This window comes from Phenylobacterium sp. LjRoot219, from assembly GCF_964252995.1.
In the GTDB taxonomy this organism is placed as follows: Bacteria; Pseudomonadota; Alphaproteobacteria; order Caulobacterales; family Caulobacteraceae; genus Phenylobacterium.
This window is the reverse complement of record NZ_CAXUQI020000001.1, coordinates 1,587,383-1,604,574: the sequence shown is the minus strand read 5'-3', so window position 1 is coordinate 1,604,574 and position 17,192 is coordinate 1,587,383. Positions and strand designations below refer to the sequence as shown.

At 69.7% G+C, this 17,192-nt stretch carries 14 protein-coding genes; 9 read left to right on the top strand and 5 right to left on the bottom strand.

Features of this window, described 5'->3' with window-relative positions; all coding sequences use genetic code 11:
• The first annotated feature begins 3 nt into the window (after positions 1-3).
• Together ACSQ14_RS07930 and ACSQ14_RS07925 are read left to right on the top strand one after the other, a co-directional pair.
• Positions 4-465, top strand: a complete 462-nt coding sequence (locus tag ACSQ14_RS07930) for a peroxiredoxin (protein WP_436011425.1) — start codon at positions 4-6, stop codon at positions 463-465.
• 204 nt (positions 466-669) lie between these two features.
• A complete protein-coding gene (locus ACSQ14_RS07925; RefSeq protein WP_436011423.1) occupies positions 670-1,800 on the top strand; it encodes a M23 family metallopeptidase in 1,131 nt (376 codons plus the stop codon).
• A gap of 137 nt (positions 1,801-1,937) precedes the next feature.
• Here ACSQ14_RS07925 and prfB read toward each other — a convergent pair whose 3' ends face one another.
• The 3 genes from prfB to ACSQ14_RS07910 form a co-directional block, all read right to left on the bottom strand.
• Positions 1,938-3,059, bottom strand: coding sequence for a peptide chain release factor 2 (prfB, locus tag ACSQ14_RS07920; RefSeq protein ID WP_436011421.1), 1,122 nt, complete (start codon positions 3,057-3,059; stop codon positions 1,938-1,940).
• A 63-nt stretch (positions 3,060-3,122) separates the two neighbouring features.
• Positions 3,123-5,513, bottom strand: coding sequence for a penicillin-binding protein 1A (locus ACSQ14_RS07915; protein WP_436011419.1), 2,391 nt, complete (start codon positions 5,511-5,513; stop codon positions 3,123-3,125).
• A gap of 254 nt (positions 5,514-5,767) precedes the next feature.
• A complete protein-coding gene (locus ACSQ14_RS07910; RefSeq protein WP_436011417.1) occupies positions 5,768-6,937 on the bottom strand; it encodes an N-acetylmuramoyl-L-alanine amidase family protein in 1,170 nt (389 codons plus the stop codon).
• A 425-nt stretch (positions 6,938-7,362) separates the two neighbouring features.
• Here ACSQ14_RS07910 and ACSQ14_RS07905 point away from each other — a divergent pair, with 425 nt between their 5' ends.
• From ACSQ14_RS07905 to ACSQ14_RS07890, 4 genes are all read left to right on the top strand, one after another.
• Positions 7,363-10,089 carry an Rne/Rng family ribonuclease gene (locus ACSQ14_RS07905; protein ID WP_436011415.1) on the top strand — a complete coding sequence of 909 codons (2,727 nt, stop codon included), beginning with the start codon at positions 7,363-7,365 and terminating at the stop codon, positions 10,087-10,089.
• A gap of 105 nt (positions 10,090-10,194) precedes the next feature.
• Positions 10,195-11,598: a M48 family metalloprotease gene (locus ACSQ14_RS07900; RefSeq protein WP_436011413.1), complete on the top strand. Its 1,404-nt coding sequence runs from the start codon at positions 10,195-10,197 to the stop codon at positions 11,596-11,598.
• Positions 11,599-11,670: 72 nt separating this feature from the next.
• Positions 11,671-12,399 (top strand): DsbA family protein, encoded by a 729-nt coding sequence (locus ACSQ14_RS07895; RefSeq protein WP_436011411.1) that lies wholly within the window; start codon positions 11,671-11,673, stop codon positions 12,397-12,399.
• A 93-nt stretch (positions 12,400-12,492) separates the two neighbouring features.
• Entirely contained in the window at positions 12,493-13,671 is a 1,179-nt protein-coding gene (locus ACSQ14_RS07890) for a cation:proton antiporter domain-containing protein (RefSeq protein ID WP_436011409.1), read from the top strand.
• Positions 13,672-13,811: 140 nt separating this feature from the next.
• On the opposite strand, the gene ACSQ14_RS07885 is transcribed toward ACSQ14_RS07890, so the two are convergent.
• Both ACSQ14_RS07885 and thiS read right to left on the bottom strand, forming a co-directional pair.
• A complete protein-coding gene (locus tag ACSQ14_RS07885) occupies positions 13,812-14,603 on the bottom strand; it encodes a thiazole synthase (protein WP_436011407.1) in 792 nt (263 codons plus the stop codon).
• Between the two features lies 1 nt (position 14,604).
• A complete protein-coding gene (gene thiS / locus ACSQ14_RS07880) occupies positions 14,605-14,805 on the bottom strand; it encodes a sulfur carrier protein ThiS (RefSeq protein WP_436011405.1) in 201 nt (66 codons plus the stop codon).
• Positions 14,806-14,877: 72 nt separating this feature from the next.
• On the opposite strand from thiS, the gene aroQ reads away from it, so the two are divergent.
• Genes aroQ through accC form a run of 3 tightly spaced genes read left to right on the top strand, consistent with a single transcriptional unit; the run spans position 14,878 to position 17,178 of the window.
• A complete protein-coding gene (aroQ, locus tag ACSQ14_RS07875; protein WP_436011403.1) occupies positions 14,878-15,315 on the top strand; it encodes a type II 3-dehydroquinate dehydratase in 438 nt (145 codons plus the stop codon).
• 30 nt (positions 15,316-15,345) lie between these two features.
• The gene (gene accB / locus ACSQ14_RS07870) at positions 15,346-15,828 is read left to right on the top strand and encodes an acetyl-CoA carboxylase biotin carboxyl carrier protein (RefSeq protein ID WP_436011401.1); all 483 of its coding nucleotides are present in this window, start codon (positions 15,346-15,348) and stop codon (positions 15,826-15,828) included.
• A 3-nt stretch (positions 15,829-15,831) separates the two neighbouring features.
• Positions 15,832-17,178 (top strand): acetyl-CoA carboxylase biotin carboxylase subunit, encoded by a 1,347-nt coding sequence (gene accC, locus ACSQ14_RS07865; RefSeq protein ID WP_436011399.1) that lies wholly within the window; start codon positions 15,832-15,834, stop codon positions 17,176-17,178.
• Positions 17,179-17,192: the final 14 nt, after the last annotated feature.

Below are 17,192 nucleotides of genomic sequence, written 5' to 3'. Positions count from 1 at the left end.
GCGATGAGCGGACCGGCGGAAGGCGACAAGGCCCCCGACTTCGAGTTGGAGACGGCGGGCGGGCCGATCCGGCTGGCGGACTACGCCGGCAAGACGCTGGTGCTCTACTTCTATCCGAAGGACGACACCACCGGCTGCACCCGCGAGGCGCAGGACTTCACCGCGCTCGCCGCCGACTTCGCCCAGGCCGGCGCGGCGGTGGTCGGCGTCTCCAAGGACACGGTCGCCAAGCACCAGAAGTTCACCGCCAAGTACGACCTCGGCGTGGTCCTCGGCTCGGACCCCGACGGGGTAGTGATCGAGCGCTACGGCTCGTGGGTGGAAAAGACCCTCTACGGCCGCCAGTACATGGGCATCGACCGTTCCACCTTCCTGATCCGGGACGGCGTCGTCCGCCGGATCTGGCGCAAAGTGAAGGTCGCCAACCACGCCCAGCAGGTGCTGGACGCTGTGCGCCAGGGCTGAAGCCCGCCACGCCGTCCTGTGGCTCGGCGTCCCCCACCCATGCGAGTGCCTGACGGTCGACTTCCTCGAGCGCAACAATCCGCCGAACTGAGGATTCGCCAACAAGCTTGACCATATGAGACCCTGCGACTCGTCGCCCGCTTGCGACTGGTTAAATTTCGGTCAAGATCTCGCCGTTTTTCGGGGCCGGACCTGGGGGTCGTTTTGCAGCAACTGCAGCGCTGGCGCGCGCGCGTCGAGGGGTGGTTTCCCGAACGGCACCTCTATGTCCGCCAGGGCGGCGAGATGCGCGCCTTCGTGCTCTCCCAACGCAAGCAGATGATCATGGCCGGCGGCTTGGCCGGCGCGGCGCTGTGGATGGGGGTCTGCACCGCGGCGATGCTGGTCGGCCTGGTCCAGGGCTCTGCCGCCGACCGCCAGGTGGCCGAGGCCCAGGCCAAGTACGAGCGCTGGACCGCCGATCGGCAAGCGCGGATGGCCGGCGCCGGCGCGCCCGAACTGGCCGCCACCGTCGAGCGCCGGCATGCGGCGCTGGCCCTATTGCTGGCCGACGCCAGCCGCGCGCCCGGCGCGGCCCAGGCGCTCAGCCCGCCGATCGCCCAGGCGCTGACCGCCGCGACCACCAGCGCCGATCCGGTGCGCCGGCTGCAGGCCGTACACGCCAGCCAGGACGAGGTGCTGCGCGCCGCCGACGCCTACGCCCAGGAGCGCGCCCAGCGGCTGCGCACCGCCCTGCGGCTGGCCGGCGTGCGTCCCGTCTCCGCCGCGACCGGCGCGCCGGTCGGCGGTCCGCTGGTCGAGATCGACGACCCTGAGATGCTCGCCACCATGCTCGACGTGGATCCCGACTTCGCCATCCGCATCCAGCGAACCGCCGTCGACCTATCGGAGGTGCAGTTGCTGTCGGCGACCGCCGAACGGCTGCCGCTCGCCCGCCCCACGGCCGGCAGCCGCCAGACCAGCGGCTTCGGCGTGCGGGTTGATCCGTTCACCCACCGCGCGGCCTTCCACACCGGCCTCGACTTCGCCGGGGCGCGCATGACCCCGGTGCTGGCGACGGCCCCTGGCAAGGTCACCTTCACCGGCGTGCGCTCGGGCTACGGCAAGACCGTCGAGCTCGATCACGGCGGCGGCTTCAAGACCCGCTACGCCCACCTGGCGAGCATCGGCGTGCGCCCCGGTCAGACCGTGGCCGCCGGCGCCCGGCTGGGCGGCATGGGCTCGACCGGCCGCTCGACCGGCACCCACCTGCACTACGAAGTCTGGGTCAACGGCCGGGCGCAGAACCCCGCACGCTTCGTGCGCGCGGGCGGCTACGTGCCGCAGGGCGGCTAGCGCCGAACGCCCCCTCCGTCTCCCGCCTGCGGCGGGATCCACCTCCCCCGCTTTGCAGGGGAGGAGCCGAGGACAGGCGCTGCTCCCCCGCCTGCGGGGGAGCTGTCAGCGAAGCTGACTGAGGGGGCGCTTCGCCCCTACGCCTCGACTTGGTCGCGGGTGGCGCCGACCCGCTGGGCCAGGGCCGCGCCCATGAAGGCGTCGAGGTCGCCGTCGAGCACGCCCTGGGTGTCGGAGGTCTCCACCTCGGTGCGCAGGTCCTTCACCATCTGGTACGGCTGCAGCACGTACGAGCGGATCTGGTGGCCCCAGCCGATGTCGGTCTTCTGGTCCTCCAGCGCCTGCTGCGCGGCCTCGCGCTTCTCCAGCTCCAGCTCGTAGAGCCGGGCCTTCAGCATCTTCCAGGCCTGGTCGCGGTTCTGGTGCTGCGAGCGCTGGTTCTGACAGGCCACGGCGATGCCGGTCGGGATGTGCGTCAGGCGCACCGCGGAGTCGGTCTTGTTGACGTGCTGGCCGCCGGCGCCGGACGCCCGGTAGGTGTCGGTGCGCACGTCGGCCGGATTGATCTCGATCTCGATGGTGTCGTCGACCACCGGATAGACCCAGACCGAGGCGAAGCTGGTGTGCCGCTTGGCCGCCGAGTCGAACGGCGAGATGCGCACCAGGCGGTGGACCCCGGCCTCGGTCTTCAGCCAGCCGTAGGCGTTGGGCCCCTTGACCTGCAGGGTCACCGACTTGATGCCGGCCTGCTCGCCCGTGGTCTCTTCGAGGAAGTCGACGGTCATGCCGTGGGCCTGGGCCCAGCGGGTGTACATGCGCAGCAGGATGCCGGCCCAGTCGTTGGACTCGGTGCCGCCGGCGCCGGAGTTGATTTCCACGAAGGCGTCGTTGCCGTCCGCCTCGCCGGAGAGTAGCGCCTCCAGCTCGGCCCGGCCGGAGCGCTCCCTCAGCGCCTTGAGCTGGGCGCGGGCCTCCTCGAGCGAGGCCTCGTCGCCTTCCTCCTCGGCCATTTCGGCGTAGCCGAGGGCGTCGGCGAGGTCGCTGGCCAGCCCCTTCACCGCGTCGATCTGCCCGCCCAGCCGCGCGCGCTCGCGGCTGACCGCCTGCGCCTCGTCGGGATTGTTCCACAGGGTCGGATCCTCGACCCGGGCGTTCAGTTCGTCGAGTTTCCGGAGCGCCAGATCCCAGTCCAGACGCCTCTTGAGCAGCTCGATCGACTGCTCGATGTCAGCCTTCGCGGCCTCGACATCCGCTCTCATGGGACAATTCCAATTACGACAGGCGCGGGAGGTAGCGTGCGCCCCTTCCCACAACAAGGGGGCTCAGTACAAGCCGGTGACGTCCTCGGTCGGGCGTTTCGGCGGGGCGGCCGCCGCAGCGTTGGGCGCGCCGGTGACTCCATTCTGCCAGACCTGATTGTAAGGCTGCGGGCCGACCGGCATGCCGCCCTCGCCGCGCGGCGCGATCACCACCCGCGGCTCGGTGCCCGGCCGGAACGCCTCGCGGATGCCGCGGACCATGGCGAACTTGGCGTCCTTCGGCGCGACGAAGTCGTCCTTGGGTTCGGTCTTCAGCGCCTCCTGCATGAACTGCACGAAGATCGGCACCGCCGCGACGCCGCCGGTCTCGCCCTTGCCAAGGCTGCGGTTGTCGTCGAAGCCGACATAGACCCCGACGACCAGCTTCGGGGAGAAGCCCATGAACCAGGCCGATCGATAGTCGTTGGTCGTGCCGGTCTTGCCGCCGAGCGGGCGACCGAGCGACGACGCCTGAGTGGCGGTGCCGCGCTGGACCACGCCCTGCAGCATGCTGGTGATCTGGTAGGCGGTGATCGGATTCCAGATCTGGTCGCCGGTCAGGCCGATGCGCGGGCTCTCGTCGCCGCTGAAGCCAGCGTCGCAGCGGTCGCAGTCGCGCTTGTCGGCCTTGAAGATGACCTTGCCCTCGCGGTCCTGCACCAGCTCGATCAGGTGCGGATCGACCTTGCGGCCGCCATTGACGAAGGTCGAATAGGCCGAGGCCATGCGGAAGACGGTGGTCTCGCCCGAACCCAGCGCCATCGCCAGCACCGGGTCCATCTGCTTGGTGATGTCGAGCTTCTCGGCGTTGGTGGCGATCTTGCGCATGCCGACGCCCTGGGCGAGGCGCACGGTCATGGTGTTCCGCGACAGCTCGAGGCCTTTGCGCAGCTGCAGCGCGCCATAATACTTGTGCTCGTAGTTCTCCGGCGACCAGGCCTGGCCGCCGGCGCCCGGCAGGGTGATCGGCGAGTCCATCACCACGCTGGCCGGGGTGTAGCCGTTCTCCAGCGCCGTTGCGTAGACGATCGGCTTGAACGCCGAGCCCGGCTGACGCATCGCCTGGGTGGCGCGGTTGAAGCTGGACAGCGAGAACGAGTAACCGCCGACCATGGCCACCACCCGGCCGGAGTCGGGCTCCATGGCGACCAGCGCGCCGTTGACCTGCGGGATCTGCTTCAGGCGCAGCTTCGCCGGATCAGCGTCGTCGGGCGCGACGAAGATCAGATCGCCGGTGCCGATGCCCTTGCCGGCCCGCGCCCAGGTGACGTCCTCCGGGGCGAGCACGCCGGTCGCGGCCTCGATGGTGCGCACCCGGACCACGCCGCCGCCGACGTCGGTCACCACGGCCGCGCGCCAGGTGCGGCGCTCGGCCGGCTTGGCGGTCTTCTTGGCGACCTGCTCCCAGCCGGCCAGGGTGGTCACATGGCCCCAGGCCCCGCGCCAGCCGTGCCGGCGGTCATAGGCCTCGAGGCCGGCCATCAGCGCCGTCCGCGCCGCGCTCTGCATCTGCGGATCCAGCGTGGTCCGCATGTAGTAGCCGCCCTCGTTCAGCCGGTCGCCGAGCGTGGCCAGCCCGCGGCGGCGCACCTCTTCGACGAAATAGTCGGCGTCGCGGTAGCGCGCGCGGCTCGGCTCGGGCTGGACCTTGAGGTCCTCGCGCTTGGCCGCCTCGACCTCGGCGCGGGTCGCCCAGCCCATCTCCGCCATCTGGTCGAGCACCCAGTTGCGGCGGATGATCGCCTGCTTCTTGCGGCGCATCGGATGGTAGTTGTCCGGGCCCTTCGGCAGGGACGCCAGATAGGCGGACTCGGCGAGCGTAAGGTCGGTGATCGACTTGCCGAAGTAGTTGTAGGCCGCCGCGCCGACCCCGTAGGAGCGGTAGCCTAGCCAGATTTCGTTCAGATAGAGCTCGAGGATCCGCTCCTTGGTCAGCACCTGCTCCAGGCGCCCGGCGAGGATCCCCTCCTTCAGCTTGCGGCCAAGAGTCTGATCGCTGGTCAGCAGGACGTTCTTGGCGACCTGCTGGGTGATCGTCGAGCCGCCCTCGAAACGGCGCCCCTGGGCGGCGTTGACGACGTTGCGGGCCATCGCCCGGCCAAGGCCGCCGACGTCGATGCCGCCGTGCTTGAAGAAGTTGTGGTCTTCGGCCGCGAGGAAGGCCAGCGCCAGCTTCGGCGGCATGGCGTCGTAGGGCACGAAGATCCGCCGCTCGCGCGAGAACTCGCCGATCAGCGTGCCGTCCCAGGCATAGGCGCGGGTCGCCGTCGGCGGGTGGTAGTCGGCCAGGTCGGTCGCGTCGGGCATGTCGTGGAACAGCCACGCCGCCCAGATGGCCGCGCAGAATCCCGCAACCGCAATGGCGCTCAGCACGGCCACACCGGCCGTCGCGACCCACTTCTCAGGGGGATTCAACTTGCGCTCGCCTCCAGGGGACGCCCCGCTCCCCTGCCCCGTCTAGCGCGCGTTGCGGCGGGCGCCAACGCCCGCCAGTGTCGCGATTCCGAAGTTCGTCGGCGTTTGATGGCCAGGTCGAACGAACTTCGGAATCGATCACGACACTGGCGAATTTGGGTTTTCCAGCGTGCTTTACGGATCTGAAGTTCGCGCGAGCTGTCGATCCTGGCGCCGGCGACCTTCAGACCCAGCACGCTGCCGGGCTCTTCGCGTCAGCGCGCCGCAAGCTTGCCGGTCTGGGCGAAATGCTCGTCGATGGCCGCCGCGACGCCGTCGATCAGCCGGTCGCGCTGTTCCGGATCGCGCAGCCGCTGCTCGTCTTCGGCATTGGAGATGAAGCCCATTTCCAGCAGCACCGCCGGCACGTCGGGGGCGAGCAGCACCATGAAACCGGCGCTGCGGTGGCTGCGCCGCAGCAGCGGCGTGCGCCCGTCGAGCTTGGCCATCAGGGTCTCGGCGAAGGTGGCCGAGCGGTTCTTCGTCGCCCGCTGCGTGAGGTCGAACAGGATGTCGCTGACCCCGGGATCGGAGGTCAGGCTGGCGCGCATGAACCAGTCGTCGGGCTTCACGAACCGGCTGGCGCGGGCGAAGGCCTTGTCGGACAGGGTGTAGACGCTGGCGCCGCTGAGGTTCGCCTCGGCGGCGGAATCCGAGTGCAGCGAGATGAACAGGTCGGCGTCGGCGCGCTGGGCGATCCGCACCCGGTCTTCCAGCGGGACATAGACGTCCGCCTCGCGGGTCATCACCACCTTATAGCGGCCGGAGCGTTCGAGCCGCGCCTTCAGCGCCTGGGCGGCGATCAGGTTGAGGTCCTTCTCGATCGCCAGGGCGCCGCGCGCCCCCGGATCATTGCCGCCATGGCCGGCGTCGATCACCACCACCTTCTTCAGCGGCAGCGGCGCGCGCAGCTTCACCGGCGGGGCGTTCGCCGCCTTGGTCAGCCGCACCGCGCTTGCATCCAGCGGCGCCACGTCGATCACATAGCGGTAGTGATCGACGCCGTCGGCCGGCGGCAGCAGGAAGCGACGCTTAATCCGTCCATCGGCCGACAGGTCGATCCGCAGGCGGGCGCCGCCCGAGGTCTGATCGGCCACCCAGGCCTTGACCAGCCCGACCCCGGCCCCCTGCGCCCCCTCGGTGGAGGCGCCCTGCAGCAGCAGCACAACGCGCCGATCGTCGGCGCCGTCAGCGATCACCTTGCCCGTCGTGGCGTGATCGAGGTCCACGACGATCCGCGTCTGAACGGCGTCGCCGCCGAGCCGGACCCGCAGCAGGTCGGCGGCGATCGGCGCGGCGTGCGAGGCGGCGACCGCCGCCAGGCCGAGCACGGCGATGGCCGCGACCGCGAGGACGCGCGCCTTTCCGCCAAAAACCTGCCGCAAACGCCTAAACATCGCCGCAAACCTAAACGGGCCGTCGATCGACAGAAGAACTCATTTAGCCGCACGGGCGTAGCCAAGCGGTTAATGAGACCTTTCCGGGTTGCGACTTTTCGGAACGCTTCCAATTTGCCGCTCAGTGTTGCTAAAGTCCCATCGCGCGACGAGCCGCCCCGGCTTTGAGCAGGGCGAAGTCGCGCGCTCGCCGGCGTCGGCGCAAGGCCGTTGGCCACGACGCATCCTCCGTTCCGCGCCTATCCGGGCGCGCCAGGGAACACACCTGATGAGCTGCGCAGCTCAAGCCTTTACCGGCCCAGAAGCCGACCGGGACGCCGATTTCGGCGCCGTCCGCCGGCTCGCGCGCGCTCATCCCACCAGCCGGCAGCGCGGGGCCGAGATGCCCGCCGCGCGCCGTGGAGATCCGATTTATGACAAAGACGATGTTGATCGACGCCGCGCACGCAGAAGAGACGCGTGTGGTGGTGGTCGACGGAAACCGCGTTGAAGATTTCGATTTCGAGAGCCAGAACCGAAAGCAGCTCCGGGGGAACATCTACCTCGCCAAGGTGACGCGCGTTGAGCCGTCGCTGCAGGCCGCCTTCATCGAATACGGCGGGAACCGTCACGGCTTCCTGGCCTTCAACGAAATCCACCCCGACTATTACCAGATCCCGGTCGCCGACCGCGAAGCCCTGCTGCGCGAAGAGGCCGAGGACGACGACGACCATGAGCCGCGCGGCCGCGCGGCCTCGTCGGACGACGAGGACGAGGACGAAGCCGCCAGCGCCTCCGAGGACGACGACGACGTCATGGAGGAAGAAGTCGCCCGGCGCCGCCGGCGGCTGATGCGCAAGTACAAGATCCAGGAAGTGATCCGCCGCCGGCAGATCATGCTGGTTCAGGTCGTCAAGGAAGAGCGCGGCAACAAGGGCGCGGCGCTGACCACCTATCTGTCGCTGGCCGGCCGCTACGGCGTGCTGATGCCGAACACGGCGCGTGGCGGCGGCATCAGCCGCAAGATCACCGCGATCACCGACCGCAAGCGGCTGAAATCGGTCGTCCAGAGCCTCGAAGTACCGCAGGGCATGGGCCTGATCGTCCGCACCGCCGGCGCCAAGCGCACCAAGGCGGAGATCAAGCGCGACTACGAGTATCTCCTGCGCCTGTGGGAGAACATCCGCGAGACCACCCTGCACTCGATCGCCCCGGCGCTGATCTACGAGGAGGAAGACCTCGTCAAACGCGCCATCCGCGACCTCTACGACAAGGACATCGATAACGTCTTCGTCGAGGGCGAGGCCGGCTTCCGCGAAGCGCGCGAGTTCATGCGCATGCTGATGCCGAGCCAGGCCAAGAAGGTGCAGCTGTACCGCGAGGCTGCGCCGCTCTTCGTCAAGCACAAGGTGGAAGACCACCTGTCGCAGATCTATTCGCCGGTCGTGCCTCTGCGTTCCGGCGGCTACCTGGTGATCAACCAGACCGAGGCGCTGGTCGCCGTCGACGTGAACTCCGGCCGCTCCACCCGTGAGCGGAACATCGAGGCCACGGCGCTGAAGACCAACATGGAAGCGGCGGAAGAAGCCGCCCGCCAGCTGCGTCTGCGCGATCTCGCCGGCCTGATCGTCATCGACTTCATCGACATGGACGAGGCCAAGAACAACCGGGCCGTCGAGAAGAAGCTGAAGGACTGCCTGAAGGACGATCGCGCCCGGGTGCAGATGGGCAAGATCAGCCCGTTCGGCCTGATGGAGATCAGCCGCCAGCGCCGCCGCACCGGCGTGCTGGAAGGCACGACCCACGTCTGCGAGCATTGCGCCGGCACCGGCCGCGTGCGTTCGGTCGAGTCGAGCGCCCTGGCGGCCCTGCGGTCGATGGAGATCGAAGCGCTGAAGGGCGGCGGCGAAGCCACCCTGACCGCGCCGCGCGCCGTCGGCCTCTACATCCTGAACGAGAAGCGCGCCCACCTGGCGCGGCTGCACCAGTCCTTCGGCCTGTTCGTCACCATCGTCATCGACGACGAGATGGCGCACGCCGACTGCCTGATCGAGCGCACCGCCAGCGAGACCCGCGCCGAGCACGCCGCGCCGCTCGCCGCCCCGGTCCAACCTTACGTCCCGGCCCCGGAAGAGGCCTATGACGACGAGGTCGAGTTCGACGACGAAGAGGACGAGGAAGAGGACGAAGAGGTCGAGGAAACCGTCGAGCGCGAACCGGTCGCCCGCGACGGCCAACGCCGCGAAGTCCGCGAAACCCGCGATGACAGCGTCGAGGGCGAAGGCGGTCGTCGCGGCCGCCGCCGCCGCCGCCGCGGTCGGCGCGGCGACGAGGTCCGCGACGAGCCGCGTGAAGAGCGCGCGCCGTCCTCGCCCGTCGAGGCGCAGGAAGGCGACGACGAGCTCGGCCGCGATGGTCGCCGGCGTCGTCGCGGCCGCCGCGGCGGTCGTCGGATGCGCGACGACAGCCGTCCGCAGGACGTCTTCGCCTGGACCCGCCCGTGGGTGCCTTACGGCGAAGATCCGTTCGTCTGGTACGACCCGGCGGAAGACCTGAAGCGCGCCCCCGCGCCGCAACCGGCCAACGACCGGCGTCCGCCGGCGGCTGAACCGGCCTTTGCGGCGGTCGCGGCGGTCGCGGCCGAAACGGTCCTGGCGCCGTCCCCGGTGATCGCCCGCGAGCCGGCCTCCAACGAGGAGGTCTGGGTCGAACTGCCGGCTGTCGAGGAGAAGCCGAAGCGCGCCCGTCGCAGCCGTGGCCGTGGCCGTGGCGCCGCCGAGGACGCCGCCGTCGAGGCCGCGGTGGAAGCCGTGGCGGAAACGCCGGCCGAACCGGTTGCCGCGGCTCCGGTCGAAGCGCCCGCGGAGGTTCCGGCTGAAGCGCCGGTCGCCGCCAACAGCGATGCGCCGCCGGTGAAGAAGCCGCGCAGCCGCAGCCGCAAGGCCGCCGTTGCGACCGCGGACGCTGCGCCGGTCGAAACGCCGGCCGCCGCGCCGGCCGAAGTGGTCGTCGAAGCTCCGGCGCCCGCGCCCGAGCCGGTGGCGGCCGAAGCGGTCGTCACCGCGCCGGCGGCGGAGCCCGCCCCGGTGCGCGAGCCCGATCCGTCCGAAATCACCGCGCCGCCGGCGGCCCCGCGCCGCGGCTGGTGGCGGCGCGGCTGACCGCCGCGGAACTGAAGCCTGCCAAACCCGGCCCAGGCGGTTCCGCCTGGGCCGGAAAGGCTTTAGTCTCTGATCGGGATCGGGGGACGCTATAGAGAGTTGAGCATGGCCCCTGCCCGGTCGATCTCACGTTTCCTGCTGGCGGCGCTGCTGACGGCGAGCCTCGTGGCTCGTCCGAATCTCGCGGCGGCCCAGGACGACGGCGAGACGCTGATCCGCGACACTGAGATCGAGGAGATCTTGCATCGCGACGCCGACCCGATCCTGCGGGCGGCGGGCATCGAGCCGAAGACCGTGCAGATCGCCATCGTCGGCTCGAAGGAAATGAACGCCTTCGCCGCCCCGCGGCTGATGGGGATCAACACCGGCCTCATTCTGCAGACCAAGAACCCGAACGAACTGCAGGGCGTCATCGCCCACGAAGTCGGCCACTTGGCCGCCGGCCACAGCGCCCGCTCGGACGAGATGAGCCGCGCCGGCATGCGGCCTTTCCTGTTGACCATGGGCCTGGGCGTGCTGGCGGCGATGGCCGGCTCCGGCGACGCCGCCGCCGGTCTGATCGGCAGCGCCGGCTATTTCGGCACGCTGGGGGCCATGGGCTTCAGCCGCGAACAGGAATCCCGCGCCGACCAGGCGGGCGCCACCCTGCTCGAGAAGTCCGGGCTGTCGGGCCGCGGTCTCGCCGACTTCTTCGACAACTTCCGCTACCAGGAAGTGTTCGAGGAAGCCCGCCGCTACAGCTATTTCCGCAGCCACCCGCTATCGTCCGAACGGATCGACGCGCTGCGCCAGCGGGTCGAGGCCCTGCCGCATTTCAGCGAGACCGACAGCGCCGAGGCGACCACCGAGCACGCGATCATGAAGGCCAAGCTGGACGGCTTCCTCAATCCGCAGTCGGCGGTCGTGAAGTACACCGAGGCCGACAAGGGCTATCCGGCCCGCTACGCGCGCGCGATCGCCTACTACCAGATGAAAGAGCCGGACAAGGCGTTGAAGCAGATCGACGCCCTGCTGCAGGAGCAGCCGGACAACCCCTATCTGTGGGAGCTGAAGGGCCAGATCCTGTTCGAGTTCGGCCGCACCCAGGAAGCCGAGGCGCCGCAGCGCCGGTCGGTCGAGCTAAAGCCGGACGCGCCGCTGCTGCGCATCAACCTCGGGCAGACGCTGATCGCGCTCGACGACAACGCCAAGGTCGACGAAGGCGTGGCCGAGCTGAAGCGGGCGCTCACCGCCGAAGAGGACAACGCCGTGGCCTGGCGGCTGCTGGCCCAAGCCTACGACAAGCGCGGCCAGGAGGGCCTCGCCCGGTTGGCGACCGCCGAGTACCAGTTCTATGTCGGCGACATGAACCAGGCGCGGGTCTTCGCCATGCGCGCCCGCGAGAAGCTGTCGAAGAACACTCCCGATTGGCGGCGCGCGACCGACATCGTGCTGGTCTCCAAGCCCAGCAAGGACGACCTGAAGGAGCTCGCCAAGGAAGGCGCCATCGCCCAGTCCCAGGCGCACTAGACCCGAGGGCGCTCCTCGCGGACTGGCGACGCAGGGCTGGCTATGCCGGCGCCAGCAGCCTATCTCAGCGGTATGAAAATCGCTTCCGGCGCCCTGCTGGCGCTCACCGCCGCCCTCGCCCTCACCGGCTGCCAGAAGTCCGACGACGAAGCCTTCGGCAAGCGGGTCCACGCCTATCTGCTGGAGCACCCGGAGGTGATCCGCGAGGCGGCCGACAAGCTCCAGGCGAAGGAGCAGGCGGCCGTCGCCAAGGCGTCCACCGACGCCGTCGCCAAGCATCGCCAGGAGCTGGAACGGGATTCGCGCGATTTCGTCGCCAATCCCGATGGCAAGTACACGGTGGTGGAGTTCTTCGACTACCGCTGCGGCTACTGCAAGGTCGCGGCTCCCGAGGTCGCCGAGCTGATCAAGCAGCACCCGGACGTCCGCTTCGTCTTCAAGGAATTCCCGATCTTCGGCGACGTGTCGGACACCGCCGCCCGGCTCGCCCTGACGCCGCAGGTGAAGGCCAAGGGCCTGCAGGTCTATTCGGCCTGGATGGCCGAGAAGGCGCTGGACGACGCTTCGATCGACCGTGGCCTGCGCGACGCCGGCATCGACCCGGCCTCGGCCCGCAAGGCCGCCGCCGACCCGGCGATCAGCAAGCAGATCGCCGACGTCCGCGCGCTGGCCGGCGCGCTCAACCTCGAGGGCACCCCGGTGTTCATCATCGGCGACCACGTCGTGCCGGGCGCCGACCTGGGCGCGGTCCGCGCGGCCATCGCGGTGACCAAGGCCGGCCCGCTGAAGCAGACCAGCTGACCAAACGGCGCTAGTCTTCCGACTCTGAGGTTCGCTGCGGCGCATGCCTGCGCCAGCGGCCTTCGGATTCGGCACGCTGGCGAGGGGGGCCCGATGGCGCACGGCGGGGACAGCCTGATTCTGACCCTGGTCGCCGCCTTCGTGCTGGCCTTCCTGTTCGGTCTGGGCGCCCTGCGGCTGAAGCTGTCGCCGCTGGTCGGCTATCTGCTGGCCGGCGTCGCGGTCGGGCCGTTCACCCCGGGCCAGCTCGCCGACAGCCAGCTGGCGGGCCAGCTCGCCGAGATCGGCGTCATCCTGCTGATGTTCGGGGTTGGCCTGCATTTCTCGCCCCGCGACCTGCTCGCCGTGCGCCGCGCAGCCCTCCCCGGCGCCCTGGTGCAGGTCTCGTTCGGCGCGGCGCTGGGCTGGGGGCTCGGCCGGCTGATCGGCATGGGCGACGGCGAGGCGCTGCTGCTCGGCCTGTCGCTCGGCATCGCCTCCAGCGTCGTCGTGCTGCGCACCCTCGAGGAACGTCACGAACTGAAGACCGAGACCGGCCGAATCGCCATCGGCTGGCTGGTGGTGCAGGACCTGTTCGCGGTCATCGCCCTGGTGCTGCTGCCGCTGCTCGCCGGCCGCGACCACGCCGACCTCTGGACCTCCGCCGGCCAGATCATTTTCCGGCTGGCGAAGATCGGCGTGTTCATGGGGCTGATGTGGCTGGTCGGCGGCCGCGTCCTGCCGTGGCTGCTGGTCGGGCTGGCCCACACCCGCTCGCGCGAGCTGTTCACCCTCGGCGTGCTGGCCATCGCGCTCGGCATCGCCTGGCTGGCCTACGCCGCCTTCGGCGCCTCGTTCGCGCTCGGCGCCTTCGTCGCCGGCCTGGTGCTGAACGGCTCGCCGCTCGGCCACAACGCCGCCGAGCGGTCGCTGCCGCTGCGCGACGCCTTCGCCGTGCTGTTCTTCGTCTCGGTCGGCATGCTGTTCGACCCGAGCATCATCGTCCGCCAGCCGCTGGCCGTCGCCGGCGTGCTGTTCGTCGTCCTGGCCTCGGGCCTGGCGGCGGCGCTGGCGCTGCGCCTCGGCGGCCAGCTCGACCACACCAAGGCTGCGCTGCTGGCCGGGTCGATCCCGCAGATCGGCGAATTCTCGTTCCTGCTGGCCGCGCTCGCCGTCAGCCTGGGCGCGATGTCCCGCGCCGGCCACAGCCTGATCGTCATCGCCGCGATCCTGTCGATCGCGCTCAACCCGCTGGTCGTCTGGACCGTGCACAAGGCGGTGGGGCGGCGGTAGCCGCAAACGCCCCCTCCGTCTCGCGCCTGCGGCGCGATCCACCTCCCCCGCTGCGCGGTGGAGGATCTGGGCCAAAGATGCTCCCCCGCTTTAGCGGGGGAGCTGTCCGCGCAGCGGACTGAGGGGGCGTTCAGCCGCGGTCAGATCATCCCCGACAGCGGCGAGGACGCATCGGCGTACATCCGCTTGGCCATGCGGCCGGCGAGATAGGCCTCGCGGCCGGCGATCACCGCGTGGCGCATGGCGCAGGCCATGCGAATCGGGTCGCCCGCCTCGGCAATGGCGGTGTTCATCAGCACCGCGTCGCAGCCGATCTCCATCGCCAGCACCGCGTCCGAGGCCGTGCCGACGCCGGCGTCGACCAGCACCGGCACGCTCGACTGCTCGATGATCAGGCCGAGGTTGAGGAAGTTCTGGATCCCGCGTCCCGAGCCGATCGGCGCCGCCGCCGGCATGATCGCCGCCGCGCCCGCGTCCTCGAGCTTCTTGGCGTAGACTGGGTCGTCCGAGCAGTAGACCATCACCTGGAAACCGTCGGCGACCAGCATCTTCAGCGCCCGGAGGGTCTCCTCCATGTCCGGCAACAGGTGCTTGGTGTTGGACAGCACCTCCAGCTTGACCAGGTCCCAGCCGCCGGCCTCGCGCGCCAGCCGCAGGGTGCGCACCGCGTCCTCGCCGGTGTAGCAGCCGGCGGTGTTCGGCAGGAAGGTGAAGCGGTCGGGCTTCACATAGTCGACCAGCATCGGCTGGCTGGGGTCGGACAGGTTCACCCGGCGCAGCGCGACCGTGACGATCTCGGCGCCGGCGGCCTCGGCGGCCGCCGCGTTCTGGGCGTAGTCCTTGTACTTGCCGGTACCGACGATCAGCCTGGAGCGGAACGTCCGGCCGGCGACCGACCAGGTGTCCGACTCTGGGGTCTGGGTTCCGTCCACGTCAGCCGCCTCCAATGAAATGCACGATCTCGATCCGATCGCCGTCGTCCAGCGCGGTCCTCTCGTACGCCGAACGCGGCACGATCTCCAGATTTCGCTCAATCGCCACCTTGCGTCCGTCGAGGCCGAGCGCGGTCATCAGGGTCGCGATATCGCTCACGCCCTCCAGGATCCGAGCCTCTCCGTTGACGGTCAGGTTCATGCATAGCCTCCGCCGTGCTTGTGACCCCCGCCGCCGACCGGTACAAGACCGCGGAATCGACGGCGGAGCCGAATGTCGAAACCGATCTATGTGCTGAGCGGTCCCAATCTCAACCTCCTGGGCGCCCGCGAGCCGGAGATTTATGGACGCGAGACCCTTGAGGACGTGCGCCGCAGGTGCGAAGCGCGCGCCAAGGCGCTCGGTCGCGAACTGGTGTTCCGTCAATCGAACCACGAAGGCCAGTTGATTGACTGGATCCAGGAGGCCCGCGAGAAGGGCTGTGCGATCGTCATCAACCCCGCCGGCTACGGCCACACCTCCATCGCGATCCTCGATGCGTTGAAGGCCGCCGAATTGCCGGTGGTGGAGTGCCACCTGTCGAATCCTGCGGCGCGCGAAGAGTTCCGCCGCCACACCTACGTGTCGCTCGCCGCCACCGGCGTCGTCTCCGGCTTCGGAGCGGCGAGCTATGAACTGGCCGTTGAAGCGGCCGCGGGCCTGGCCCGCTGACGGCCCCTAACGATTAGCAAGGACGAACGAATGGCTAGCAGTCCCAAGGCTCCCGCCGATCCGATCGACGCGCGCCTGGTGCGCCAACTGGCCGACATCCTGACCGACACCGGCCTCAGCGAGATCGAGGTCGAGCACGGCGAGCTGAAAATTCGCGTGGCCAGGACGCTGATGGCGGCCCCGGTGCACGTCGCTGCCGCGCCGGTCGCGCACGCCCCGGTCGCCGCCGCTGCGGCGCCCGCCGCCGCGGCTGTGGCGGAAGCGCCCGCCCGCGCCCGCGGCGACACGGTGAACTCGCCGATGGTCGGCACCGTCTACCTGCAGCCGCAGCCGGGCGCCGATCCCTTCGTGAAGGTCGGCGACACGGTCCAGGCCGGCCAGACGATGTTCATCGTCGAAGCCATGAAGACCATGAACCCGATCCCGGCGCCGAAGGGCGGCCGGATCGTCGAGATCCTGGTCTCCGACGCCCAGCCCGTCGAGTTCGGCGAGCCGCTCGCCGTCATCGAGTAGGACATGTTCGACAAGATCCTCATCGCCAACCGCGGCGAAATCGCGCTGCGCGTGCACCGTGCCTGCAAGGAGATGGGCATCTCCACGGTGGCCGTGCACTCCGAGGCGGATTCCGGCGCCATGTGGGTGCGGCTGGCCGACGAAAGCGTCTGCATCGGCCCGGCCCCGGCGGCCAAGAGCTACCTGAACATCCCCTCGATCATCGCCGCGGCGGAGATCACCGGGGCGCAGGGCATCCACCCGGGCTACGGCTTCCTCTCGGAGAACGCCCGCTTCGCCGAGATCGTCGAGGCGCACGGCTTCACCTTCATCGGTCCCAAGCCCGAGCACATCAAGCTGATGGGCGACAAGATCACCGCCAAGCAGGCGGTGAAGGAAGCCGGGATCCCGGTGGTGCCGGGCTCCGACGGGGCGGTCACCACCGAGGCGGAGGCGCTGGCCGCCGCCCGCAACATCGGCTTCCCGGTGCTGATCAAGGCGGCCGCCGGCGGCGGCGGCCGCGGCATGAAGGTGGCCAAGACCGAGGATGACCTGCTGGAGGCGGTGCAGACCGCCCGCGCCGAGGCCAAGGCGGCGTTCGGCGACGACGCGGTCTATCTCGAGCGCTACCTGCAGACCCCGCGGCACATCGAGCTGCAGGTGATCGCCGACTCCTTCGGCAACGTCTGCCACCTGGGCGAACGCGACTGCTCGCTGCAGCGCCGCCACCAGAAGGTGCTGGAAGAAGCCCCCTCCCCGGTGATCGACGCCGCCGGCCGCGCCAAGATCGGCAAGGTGGTGGTCGATGCGGTCAAGGCGATCGGCTACCTCGGCGTCGGCACGATCGAGTTCCTGTACGAGAACGGCGAGTTCTTCTTCATCGAGATGAACACCCGCCTGCAGGTCGAACACCCGGTCACCGAGGCGATCACCGGCATCGACCTGGTGCGCGAACAGATCCGCATCGCCGCCGGCCTGCCGCTGTCGTTCAAGCAGGACGAGGTGATCTTCGAGGGCCACGCCATCGAGTGCCGGATCAACGCCGAGAACGCGAAGACCTTCGCGCCCTCGCCCGGCCTGGTGACCGACTTCCACGCTCCCGGCGGCCTCGGCGTGCGGCTCGATTCGGCGCTCTACGCCGGCTACACGATCCCGCCCTACTACGACAGCCTGGTCGGCAAGCTGATCGTCCACGGCCGCGACCGGGCCGAGTGCATCGCCCGGGTCAACCGCTGCCTGAACGAGATGGTCGTCGCCGGCATCGACACCAACATCGCCCTGTTCCAGGAGCTGCTGGCCAACCCGGAGATCGTCGCCGGGAACTACAACATCCACTGGCTGGAAAACTGGATGAAGGCGCAGAACGCCTGAGTTCTCTTCTCCTC